Below are 583 nucleotides of genomic sequence, written 5' to 3' on the forward strand. Positions count from 1 at the left end.
GAGGCGACCCCGCCCGGGAAACGACACCCCATCCCCACGATCGCGATCGGCTCGTCGCTGCCGGGGGTCGTGGGGCCGGGGGTCGCGACGGAGTCCGAGGGCGTGGTGTCCAGGAGTTCCGTGCGCAGGTGGCGTGCGAGGGCGAGAGGGCTGGGGTGGTCGAAGACGAGGGTGGCGGGCAGGTGGAGACCGGTGAGGGTCTTGATCCGGTTGCGCAGGTCGACGGCGGTGAGCGAGTCGAAGCCGAGGTCCTTGAACGCGCGGGCCGGGTCGACGGCCGTACTGTCGGTGTGGCCGAGCACCCCGGCGACGGCGGTCCGGACGAGGTCGAGGAGGGACCGGTCCTGTTCGGCCGGGGTCTGGGCGAGGAGCCGGCGGGTGAGGTCCTGGGCCGGGTTCGCGGTTCCGTCGGCGGTGTGGGCGGCTGCGCGGCGCCGGCCGGGCGGGGTGAGGGCGTGCAGGACCGTGGGCACGGCGGCGCCGTGGGTGCCGAGGGCGGTGGTGTCGAGGGCGAAGGGAAGCGTGAGCGGTTCGTCGATCAGCAGGGCGGTGTCGAGCAGGGCCAGGGCCTCGTCCGTGGCGA

1 protein-coding gene is annotated in these 583 nt (G+C 74.6%); it reads right to left on the reverse strand.

Translation table 11 applies throughout. From position 1 onward, the window contains the following. Positions 1–583, reverse strand: a 583-nt coding sequence (locus ABD363_RS32490; protein WP_344610050.1) for an acyl carrier protein, incomplete at both ends; no start/stop codon positions are given.

Origin of the sequence: Streptomyces glaucus (genome assembly GCF_039533365.1) — a bacterium.
GTDB lineage: Bacteria > Actinomycetota > Actinomycetes > Streptomycetales > Streptomycetaceae > Streptomyces > Streptomyces glaucus.